General features: G+C 40.1%; 11 protein-coding genes and 1 pseudogene. 9 read left to right on the forward strand and 3 right to left on the reverse strand.

Going from position 1 to position 10910, the window contains the following annotated elements:
• The first annotated feature begins 51 nt into the window (after nt 1-51).
• From glmM to recJ, 6 genes and pseudogenes are all read left to right on the forward strand, one after another.
• Nucleotides 52-1389: a phosphoglucosamine mutase gene (gene glmM, locus EGS47_RS07795; RefSeq protein WP_005005603.1), complete on the forward strand. Its 1338-nt coding sequence runs from the start codon at nt 52-54 to the stop codon at nt 1387-1389.
• A gap of 13 nt (nt 1390-1402) precedes the next feature.
• Entirely contained in the window at nt 1403-2059 is a 657-nt protein-coding gene (pdxH, locus tag EGS47_RS07800; RefSeq protein WP_005005604.1) for a pyridoxamine 5'-phosphate oxidase, read from the forward strand.
• Nucleotides 2060-2140, forward strand: a pseudogene (locus EGS47_RS18900) (hypothetical protein); the annotation flags it as partial.
• A gap of 150 nt (nt 2141-2290) precedes the next feature.
• Nucleotides 2291-3373, forward strand: a complete 1083-nt coding sequence (locus tag EGS47_RS07805; RefSeq protein ID WP_005005610.1) for a DNA cytosine methyltransferase — start codon at nt 2291-2293, stop codon at nt 3371-3373.
• The gene (locus EGS47_RS07810; protein ID WP_005005613.1) at nt 3373-4347 is read left to right on the forward strand and encodes a HaeIII family restriction endonuclease; all 975 of its coding nucleotides are present in this window, start codon (nt 3373-3375) and stop codon (nt 4345-4347) included. Before EGS47_RS07805 ends, EGS47_RS07810 begins: the two co-directional genes overlap by 1 nt.
• 19 nt (nt 4348-4366) lie before the next feature.
• Nucleotides 4367-6070 (forward strand): single-stranded-DNA-specific exonuclease RecJ, encoded by a 1704-nt coding sequence (gene recJ, locus EGS47_RS07815; protein ID WP_005005615.1) that lies wholly within the window; start codon nt 4367-4369, stop codon nt 6068-6070.
• 87 nt (nt 6071-6157) lie between these two features.
• Here the strand turns inward: recJ and EGS47_RS07820 are convergent, their stop codons facing one another.
• From EGS47_RS07820 to EGS47_RS07830, 3 genes are all read right to left on the reverse strand, one after another.
• Nucleotides 6158-6376: a helix-turn-helix transcriptional regulator gene (locus EGS47_RS07820; RefSeq protein WP_004985834.1), complete on the reverse strand. Its 219-nt coding sequence runs from the start codon at nt 6374-6376 to the stop codon at nt 6158-6160.
• The gene (locus EGS47_RS07825) at nt 6373-6750 is read right to left on the reverse strand and encodes a hypothetical protein (protein ID WP_004985833.1); all 378 of its coding nucleotides are present in this window, start codon (nt 6748-6750) and stop codon (nt 6373-6375) included. The genes EGS47_RS07820 and EGS47_RS07825 overlap by 4 nt, the downstream gene beginning before the upstream one ends.
• 217 nt (nt 6751-6967) lie before the next feature.
• Entirely contained in the window at nt 6968-7741 is a 774-nt protein-coding gene (locus EGS47_RS07830) for a putative porin (protein ID WP_005005618.1), read from the reverse strand.
• A gap of 456 nt (nt 7742-8197) precedes the next feature.
• Here EGS47_RS07830 and prfB point away from each other — a divergent pair.
• The 3 genes from prfB to EGS47_RS07845 all read left to right on the forward strand — a co-directional run bounded on the left by prfB (nt 8198) and on the right by EGS47_RS07845 (nt 10832).
• A protein-coding gene (gene prfB, locus EGS47_RS07835) for a peptide chain release factor 2 (RefSeq protein WP_119686381.1) occupies nt 8198-9293 on the forward strand; the annotation gives its coding sequence in 2 pieces (ribosomal slippage) (nt 8198-8269 and nt 8271-9293; 1095 coding nt in all).
• A gap of 138 nt (nt 9294-9431) precedes the next feature.
• Complete coding sequence (locus EGS47_RS07840; protein WP_004985826.1) at nt 9432-9731, forward strand: ArsR/SmtB family transcription factor; 300 nt, start codon at nt 9432-9434, stop codon at nt 9729-9731.
• Between the two features lie 30 nt (nt 9732-9761).
• On the forward strand, nt 9762-10832 hold the full coding sequence (locus EGS47_RS07845) for an alkene reductase (RefSeq protein WP_005005621.1): 1071 nt from the start codon (nt 9762-9764) through the stop codon (nt 10830-10832).
• Nucleotides 10833-10910: the final 78 nt, after the last annotated feature.

The raw sequence follows: 10910 nt of genomic DNA on the forward strand, positions 1-10910 counted from the left end.
CACAATGAGAGAAAGGCTGTGATCGAGCAGTCCATAATAAGTGAGTAGAACATGAGTTATTTTGGAACAGATGGCATTCGTGGAAAATTTGGAGAAATGCCGATTACCCCTGAGTTTGCACTCAAACTAGGATTTGCCGCAGGTAAGGTTCTGGTACGCACCAATCCTAAAGCCAAACCATTGGTAGTATTAGGCAAAGATACACGACTGTCAGGATATATTCTGGAAGCCGCTTTACAGGCAGGTCTGAATGCGGCTGGGGTGTATGTGCACTTATTAGGGCCATTGCCAACGCCTGCGATTGCTCACTTAACGCGTGCTTTACATGCACACGCGGGGATTGTGATTTCAGCATCGCATAATCCTTATTATGATAATGGTATTAAGTTTTTTTCCAGTGAAGGCAAAAAATTACCTGATCATTTACAGGAACAAATCAATCAAGAATTAGAGCATGACATCCAGATCGAAAATACCGCCAATCTGGGGAAAAGCGTTCGGGTTAAAGATGCCAATGGACGTTATATCGAATTTTGTAAATCGACGTTTCCCTATCATTTTGACCTGCGTAATTTAAAAATTGTGGTGGATTGTGCCAATGGTGCAGCTTATAGCGTCGGACCAGCGGTGTTTCGTGAATTGGGCGCCAAAGTCGTGGCCTTATACAACGAACCAAATGGTCTAAATATCAATGAACATTGTGGTTCGACCCATCCAGAACAGTTACAAAAAGCAGTGCTAGAGCATCAAGCCGATCTTGGCATTGCTTTTGATGGCGATGCGGATCGTGTGATTATGGTGGATCAATTTGGTCATCAGGTTGATGGCGATCATATTTTGTATATTTTGGCGACTCAGGCCAACAACAAGCCTGCGGGTATTGTGGGAACAGTCATGAGCAATATGGCGCTGGAATTGGCGCTGGAAGCAGCACAAGTGCCATTCGTTCGTGCCAAAGTGGGTGACCGCTATGTGCTGCAAGCGCTTGAGGAAAATAATTGGGTGATTGGTGGGGAACCATCAGGTCATGTTTTAACTTTAGATAAAAGTACTACGGGTGATGCAATTATTGCGGCATTGCAAGTGCTGACCGTGATGGTTGAACAAGAAAAAGCGCTGCATGAATTGGTCGCTGACTTTAAACTATTTCCACAAGTCTTGGTCAATGTTCGTCTTGATCAAATGATCGATCCGTATGCGGTACCTGCTTTGGTGGCAGAGTTTGAAAAAGCCGAAGCACAACTGAAAGGTCGTGGTCGTTTATTGATTCGTAAATCAGGCACAGAACCAGTCATTCGAGTGATGGTCGAAGGTGATCAACAAGAAGAAGTGACAGCGCTTGCCAATCATTTGGCTGAAGCTGTGCGTTTTCACGCCACTGCTGCATGAAAGGGGAAATCATATGAGTGACCTGATTAAAGACCTGAGTGAATTACGTCTCAGTTATGAAAAAGGTGAGCTGTATGAAAATCAAGTCAGTCCAAATCCTCATGAGCAATTTTTACAGTGGTTTAATTACGCACTAGAAGCAAAAGTTCATGAGCCGTATGCCATGTCGGTGGCAACCTGTAATGTTCAAGGTCGCCCACATGTACGGACGCTGTTGCTGCGTGGTGCAACAGAAGCTGGTTATGATTTTTATACCAACTATGACAGTCAAAAAGGACAGGATTTAGCTGAAAATCCTTATGTCGAGCTGATGTTTTATTGGCATGATCTGGAACGACAGATTCGGATTGGTGGTCAAGTTAATAAAATCCCTGAACTTGAAGCGATTGATTACTATCATAAGCGTCCACGTGATAGCCAGATTGCGGCACACATTAGTACGCCACAAAGTGGTGTCATTGAAAGTCGTGATGTGTTGGTGCAGCGTTTTAATCAGCTCCATGGTCAGGTGGGTGACAAAGCTGAATTGCCTAAACCCGAGTTTTGGGGGGGATATCGCCTACAGCCTGATTATTATGAATTTTGGCAAGGTCGACCCAACCGTTTACATGACCGACTCAGTTATGCGAAAGTGGATGGTACATGGAAGTTACAGCGTTTAATGCCTTAGATGATCCGATTTCAAATTAGACAACGCCCTTTATTGACACATCCTGAACAGTTTCAGGGTGTGCCGACTTTTATTGCTCAGAATTGGGTTGTCTGATTATTTTTTAAAGCTATTGATGTAAGTTTTTAGTATTAAACGACGTTCTCTGTCGCAATGATTTCAGTTTTAAATTGCAATTTGGCAATAATGGTTAGATCATTACTCAAGTTGTTCAGTATAAAGTATCAGTTTATGAAAGTCGTATCGTTTTTTGCAGGAGCTGGTGGTCTGGATTTGGGTTTTGAGCAAGCTGGCTTTGATGTAGTTTGGGCGAATGAATATGATAAAGAAATTTGGTCAACCTACGAGCTAAATCATAAGAATACAATTTTAGATAAGAGAAGCATCGTTGATATTTCATCAGATGAAGTACCTGATTGTGATGGAATCATTGGTGGTCCACCTTGTCAGAGTTGGTCAGAAGCTGGGTCAAAACGTGGTATTACGGACAAAAGAGGACAGCTTTTTTATGAATTTATGAGAATTCTTGCTGACAAAAAACCAAAATTCTTTCTAGCAGAGAATGTTTCCGGAATGTTATTACCTGCACACAAAGAAGCTTTGGAACATATCAAACAAATGTTCCAAGAGATTGGGTATAAACTTTCTTTTGAGCTTTTGAATGTTGCAGATTTTGGTGTTCCCCAAGATAGAAAGCGAGTTTTTTTTGTAGGTTATAGAGAAGATTTAGGTAAGAGATTTGAGTTTCCTAAACCAATAACACCTATTGATAAAATTACATTAGCACAAGCAATTGGTGATTTAAGTGAAAATGTCTTACCAGCGAAAGATGGAAACCTCACGAATGGAGCTGATTGTAAAGTCCTAAATCATGAATATATGACTGGTGGATTTTCATCCATTTATATGTCAAGAAATAGAGTTAGATCATGGGATGAGGTTTCTTTTACAATTCAAGCTGGTGGTCGGCATGCTCCATTGCATCCACAAGCGCCTAAGATGAAGTTTGTAGAGCAAAATATCCGTGAATTTATAAAAGGACAAGAGCATCTGTATCGCAGATTAAGTATTCGTGAATGTGCAAGAATTCAAACATTTCCAGATAATTTTTTCTTTGATTACAAAAAAGTTAGTGCTGCCTATAAAATGATTGGAAATGCTGTTCCAGTAAAAATGGGAAAAACCTTAGCAGAAAAAATTTATAGTGATTTAAATGCAATAAAGATATCAACTAATAGGACGTTTTCTGAAGAAGTTAATGGGGCTGTTGTAAAAGAAAAATTAAGTGAGATTGTAAACAGGATGTCTGCATAATGGTGAAAGTGGCAAAGCAAACAATTAATGGCAAAGCTTTTGAATATGCGGTATTACTTGAATTTCAAGCTCGTTTGACATCTCTTGTTTCAGTAATAGAGATTATTGAGAATGAACCATATAACACAGCATTGAATTGTTTTAATAGTTTCCTTGAAGCTGAACAAGATAAATTTAGATTGATTGCAAGTTTTGCTATTAATTATTTGATTGATCTAGAGCCACGTCTATCTAATCAAATTGATATAAAGGATGTATTACAATTAGAAATTGTTGCTGATAAGGCTGGGGAGTCAGGAGATGTCCGTGATGTTTTGGCATTACGTTCTTCACAAAATTGGGAAATTGGTATATCCGCAAAGAATAATCATAGAGCAGTAAAACATTCTCGTTTATCCAATGATATTGATTTTGGTCAGAAATGGTTAGGTTTATCTTGTACTAATACTTATTTTAGTAAAATCAAACCAATCTTTGATCATCTAGCTCAAATCAAGAAAACTAGTAAATCAACCCAAAAATGGGAAACGTTAGGAGATTATCATAGTTCTGTATATATACCAGTTTTGGATGCTTTTAAAGAAGAGTTAATTCGTCTAGACAAGGAAAATCCCGGGATTGTTGCCGCAAGATTGGTAGAGTATTTGATAGGCAATAAAGATTTTTATAAAGTTATTAAGGGAAGTAATAAGGTTGAAATTCAATCTTATAACTTGCATGGTACGTTGAATCTACCATTCAAAAGTATTAAGCCTAAAGCTAGAGTTCCAAAACTTAAACTCCCAAATAGATTAATAGAAGTTGTATATAAAGAAAATTCACATACAACCTTACTAGTCACATTAAATGAAGGATGGCAAATTTCTTTTAGAATTCATAATGCAAGTTCAAGAATTGAGCCCTCATTAAAGTTTGATATTAATTTGGTTTCAGCGCCCCATTCTCTTCATGTAACTCAATTATTTGTAAGTTAAAAGTCGACAAATATTGTAAATGACCCAATTTCAAATTAAACAACGCCCTTTATTGACACATCCTGAACAGTTTCAGGGTGTGCCGACTTTTATTGCTGAAATTCTGGCACGTCGTGGGGTCAATTCAAATGATGAGCTTGATTTAAAACTTAAACATTTGCTTGCGCCGCAGTTGAAAGATCTGGACAAAGCGATTCAATTGATTGATCAGGCGATTGATCAGCAACAAAAGATCGTGATTGTCGGGGATTATGATGCAGATGGTGCCACCAGTACGGCATTAATGATCTTGGTACTGCGTGATATGGGCGCAAAAGTTGAATATCTCGTTCCTGACCGCTTTAAATATGGCTATGGCTTAACGCCTGCCATTGCAGAGTTGGCAGATCACACTTTTCGGCCAGATTTATTGATTACGGTAGACAATGGGATTTCCAGTCATGCAGGTGTTGAGCGTTGTCATGAATTAGGCATGCAGGTCATTATCACCGACCACCATCTAACCACCAAAGCTACGCCACAGGCTGAAGCCGTGGTCAATCCCAACCAACTAGGCTGTGAATTTCCAAGTAAGGCATTGGCGGGTGTCGGTGTGGCTTTTTATTTACTGGCAAATCTAGCGACCTACCGCAGCAAGCTGAATAAAAGCAGTTCTAAAATAAGTCAATATCTGGATTTGGTGGCACTCGGAACCTATGCAGATGTGGCGAGTCTGGATTATAACAACCGAATTTTAGTCGATGCAGGTCTAAAGCGGATTCAGCAACAACAATGTCGTCTAGGCATATTGGCTTTGCTAGAAATCGCGAAACGTGATGCAGCCAGTTTAAAAGCGCAGGATTTGGGTTTTGTCCTCGGCCCACGCATCAATGCCGCTGGACGCATGGACAGTATGAATATCGGCATTGAATGTTTATTGGCAGATGATTATGCCAAGGCTTATCAGATTGCAGTACAACTGAATCAGCTCAATGTTGAACGCCGTCAAGTTGAAACCAGTATGAAGCAACAGGCTCTCAGTTATCTGGAGCAGCTTCAACTGGAGACAGAGAGCATTCCTTCTGCCTTAGTCTTATTCGAACAAAGTTGGCATCAGGGGGTGATCGGGATTGTGGCGGGTCGTTTAAAAGAACAATTTCATCGTCCCAGTATTGTCTTTGCGCCAGATGAAGATGGGCAGCATATTAAGGGGTCGGCACGTTCTATTGATGGTATTCATATCCGTGATGCAATTGAACGTGTGGCGGAGCGCCATCCAGAGTTAATTAGTCATTTTGGTGGTCATGCTGCGGCAGCGGGTTTAACTTTGCATAAAGATCATTTTGAGGCATTTAAACAACATTTCACCGATTTGCTCGCGGATATGGATCAGGAATTATTTCAGGCCACATTATGGACAGATGGTCATTTGCCGCATCACGCTTTTGATCTGGAAACACTGAGTCAGATCGAACAGCTCGGACCGTGGGGACATAAATTTCCCTTACCTCAGTTTGAAGGGGAGTTTGGAGTACTTGATTATCGCTGGCTCAAAGAGAGTCATTTGAAGCTTAAACTGGCTTTGGATCATGGTGCAACAGTGGATGCTATTGCCTTTAATGCAAAAGATAAATTTGAATTCAATCCAATGAAAGAAAGTGTACGGCTGGTGTATGAACTGGAGCGCAATCAATTTAATGGTTCGGTCAGCTTACAGCTACGGATTATTTATTTAGAACAATAATTGAATTTAGAAAACAACATAAAAGTAGGCTAAATAACGAACTTGCTTTTATTTTGCCCTTTTTATGTGAAATGAAAGCGTTCTTATTTATTCAATAGCGTGATCTGAGCTGTTTTCATCTTGAGGAAATATTTCCTCAATTGTTAATTTAAACTGTCTTGATAATTTGAATGCCAGAGACAGACTCGGGTCATAACGGCCTTTTTCAATGGCATTAATCGTTTGGCGAGACACACCCAGCAAAACAGCCAAATCATTTTGCGATAATCCTTGATTTTTGCGTAGTGTAGGAAGCTTATTTCTCATCGATTGTAATACCAAGAACCTATAATTGTACTCATTGACCAAAAGGTTCCCATCATAGGCCAGACAATAAACATGGTCAGTTTGGGAAATCCAATATTTTCCAAAAAGCCGTAGCTAAAAGTAAGGAATGCGGTGCCGAGGAAACTAATGGCGAGTGCTTGTAATTGAATTTTACGCTGTAATTCATCAAAACGAATAAATTGACGAATAATAACCCAGATCACCAGTATAACGGGAAGCACGGGAAGTAAAGAAACCAAGACTTTTAACGATTGATTTTCAATATGAGTAAGTGCTTTTAATGAAATAATTAAGATCACCACATAAAATGTAATGGCTAAAACTAATTCCAGAACAGCACGAGATTTATTCATTGGATACCTATGTAAAGTTTGCTTTACATTAAGAGTATTCGTAATTTATAAAAATGTAAAGTTTTATTTACATTTTGGAGGTGTAAACGTTTACTAAAATAAAAATTAAATAAAAGATGGGGGACAATGCTGACTGAAATAAATAAGTTATATTCATTAAATTTTAAAATAAAAAAATCGCTCAATTTGAGCGATTTTTTTTAAGGATTGTTTTGAATTAGAAACGGTAAGCAGCACGAACACCATAAGTGTTGTAGTTGTCACCAAATCCGATACGACCTTCAACGCTGACTTGTTGATTGAGGAATTTCTTCGCGTTAATACCCCACTCATCACGATCTGTTAAGTCGTTATTGTAGTAATCTGCACCTACGCTAAGTGTTTTATCGATATAGTAATCACCACGAACACGATATTCATCTAGATCACCAAATGCACCGTATGCTTCAAGGTTTACATCATGTTGACCGACTTGAGTCACATATTTGGCACGAATAGTTGGGTCAGCACCATCATCGCCATCTTTCTGGTCATAACCTGTTACACCCAAAGCAAGTAACAAACCTGGTGTTGGTAAGTAACCGATTTCAGCGCCGTAAAGAGTTGTTTTACTATCAATTGGGCTGTTATCGACTTCAAATTCTTCACGACCAATACGACCACTCACATAGAAGTCACTATTTGGAACATAGTATTCAGCGCCAATACCGTAGTTAGTATCTTTTACGCCATCGTTGTCTGCATATTTAACGTTGGCACTCACGTTACTAGCACGGTCAAGAAACGCGGCTTCTGCAAGTGGTGAATTACGGGTTTGTACAGGGTTAAAATAGTAAGTTCCATCTAAACCAAACTGATGAGTTGCATCATAGTCATCCCAGTCATTATAGGTATAAGAACCGCCGACTTCAGCCTGATAGGCATGTGCAGTACCAATGCCTACAAAGGCCAATGTGGATAATAAAGCAGATGCAATTGCTAATTTTTTCATGGAAATCTCCCCTCCAAAGTTTTTAAAAAAGTAAATCTTTTGTTACAACTTAGAGTGTATTGGAAAATTATGGTGCGTCAATCTTGGCTTAGTAACTGTAGTGTAATAATGTAATTGCAATGTAAATTTTTAAATATAAGTTATTGTAATTAAATAAAATAATTGAATGTTTTGTTTTATTAAAAGATACGTAGTTTTGTGAGTATTGTAATATTTTGCTCAATAAAGAGGCATTTTTGTGAGTCAAGATTTTCAGATGCACATCATGATGGAGAGTAAAATGCTTTAATAAATAGCAATAATGAAGCCGAATACAGAAAGCTATTCAGCTTATTTTAAGTTTTTTCAGTGTGCGGTCTGAGGTTTTCATCGCAGTGATCATGTTTCATATCATGTCTTAAAAAACACTTTATGCTAAAATAATGCGCTATTTATTTTTGATGTGAGCATAATCGCGTGGAAATTAATCCTTATCTAAACCAATTAAAAGATTTAACTGATCGTAGTCAAACACTACGGGGGTATCTTTGACTACGATCTGAAAAAAGAACGTTTAGAAGAAGTCCTGCGTGAATTAGAAGATCCTGCGATCTGGAATGACCAGAGTCGCGCTCAAGCGATGGCCAAAGAAAAAGGCGAGCTTGAAAATATAATTAATGTGCTGGATGGTTTGGCTGAACAACTTGAAGATGCCAAAGCCATGCTGGATTTGGCGGTTGAAGCTGATGATGAAAGCTTACTGGTGGATGTGGACGCTGAACTTGCCACCGCTGAAGAAGAACTGGCCAAGCTAGAATTCCGTCGGATGTTTAGCAACCCCATGGATCCAAATCCATGTTATGTCGAGATTCAGGCGGGGTCTGGCGGTACAGAAGCGCAAGACTGGGCATCGATGCTGTTACGGATGTATATGCGCTGGATTGAACGTCATGGCTTTAAAGCTGAATTGATGGAAGAGTCAGATGGCGATGTGGCAGGCATTAAATCTGCGACTATCCGTGTAGAGGGTGAGTATGCCTATGGTTGGTTACGCACCGAATCGGGTGTACATCGCTTAGTACGTAAATCACCCTTTGATAGTGGTAATCGTCGTCATACTTCATTTAGCGCGGTGTTTGTATCACCTGAAATTGATGACAATATCGAAATTGAAATCAATCCATCCGATGTGCGTACCGATACTTACCGCGCTTCAGGTGCGGGTGGTCAGCACATTAACAAAACCGATTCTGCGGTGCGTTTAACCCATGCGCCAACAGGGATTGTGGTGGCATGTCAAAATCAGCGCTCGCAACATGCGAACCGTGATCATGCATGGAAACAGTTACGTGCCAAATTGTATGAGCTGGAAATGAGTAAGCGTAATGAAGCTGCTCAGGCACTGGAAGACTCCAAATCTGACATCGGTTGGGGCAGTCAAATCCGCTCTTATGTGCTGGATGATTCACGTATTAAAGACTTAAGAACTGGGGTTGAGAACTCCAATACTGGCGCTGTACTGGATGGTGATCTGGACAAATTTATTGAAGCCAGTTTAAAACAAGGTCTCTAAGTTACAAGTCAATTGGCAAAGCAAATTTACATGCGATGACAATATATCTATAAAAATAGATATTAATATCTAAATTATTCGATATAATGAGATCAGGTGTTGAACAATGCTTTGTCATTTAACCCATGAGCAAGGTTTATGGATGTAGATGCGATTTTTAAAGCCTTAGCCAATCCGACTCGCCGGCAAATTTTGCAATGGTTAAAGCAGCCAGCTCATTATTTGTCGGTAGAAGAGTGTGGCAATTTTGAACGTGGTGTTTGTGCGGGTCACATTGAACGTTTAGGCAATGTCTCCCAATCTACCATGTCCAATCATTTGTCTGTATTGCAACAGGCAGGATTGATTAAGGTCGAAAAATATGGTCAATGGTCTTATTTTTCGCGTAATGAAGCATTGATTCAGCAATATCTCGATCATTTAAAACAAGCACTGTAACTCAAGCAAACAGTGTGAGCCGAGGCGATTATGGCTGAATTGAACTCTCCCTTGAAAATTGGCGATTTTGAAATTAAAAATCGTCTGGTCATGGCTCCTTTAACCCGCGCACGAAGTGGTGAAACTCGTGTTCCTAATCAATTGATGCAGGAATACTATGCCCAGCGCGCCAATGCAGGTCTGATCTTGACTGAGGCGACATTGATTGCCCCTAAAGCAGTCGGTTATGCAGAAACACCAGGACTGTGGTCAGAGCAACAGGCACAAGCATGGCAGCCAATTATAGAGGCAGTCCATGCACAAGGCTCAAAAATGGTGGTTCAGCTTTGGCATGTGGGACGTATTTCTCATCCAGATCTTTTGGATGGCGATACACCCGTTGCACCAAGTGCCATTCAACCAGCTGGACACGTCAGTTTATTACGACCAAAACGTCCATATGTAACCCCACGTGCATTATCGATTGAAGAGATTCAGGAGATTGTCGCGCAATATAAACATGCCGCGGAGTTAGCCAAAGTTGCTGGTTTTGATGGAGTGGAGTTGCATGCGGCAAATGGTTATTTGATTGACCAATTCTTGCAAAGTACCACTAATCAACGTGAAGATGAGTATGGCGGTAGCCTTGAAAATCGAGCGCGCTTATTGTTACAAGTAGTCGATGCATTTATTGAGGTTTGGGGTGCAGGACGTGTTGGCGTGCATATTGCACCGCGAGCAGATTCGCATGACATGGGGGATGCCAATCCACTGGAAACCTTTGGCTATGTGATGCAACAACTGAGTCAGCGCCAGATTGCCTTTGTTTTCTCAAGAGAATATCAAGCTGAAGACAGTATTAGCCCACAATTGCGTCAGCAATTTACAGGGGCGTGGATCGCCAATGAAAACCTAACGCCTGAATCAGCCAAACAGCTTTTGGCATCAGGTGAAGCAGATGCGGTTTCTTTTGGTAAAGCCTATATTGCCAATCCTGACTTATTGGAACGTCTGGAGAAGAATCTGCCATTCAATGAGTTAAATCCAGAAACCATTTATGCTAAAGGTGCATTGGGATATACCGATTATCCGGCTTTAGCTGAGCATACCCTCGAAGCTTAAACAGTCCATTTTCTTTAGAGCGGCACACTTTAACAAAAGTGTGCCGCTCTGTTATATTCAAGCCCTGTAAAATCAATT

Source organism: Acinetobacter sp. FDAARGOS_515 (assembly GCF_003938865.1).
GTDB classification, from domain to species: Bacteria; Pseudomonadota; Gammaproteobacteria; order Pseudomonadales; family Moraxellaceae; genus Acinetobacter; species Acinetobacter ursingii.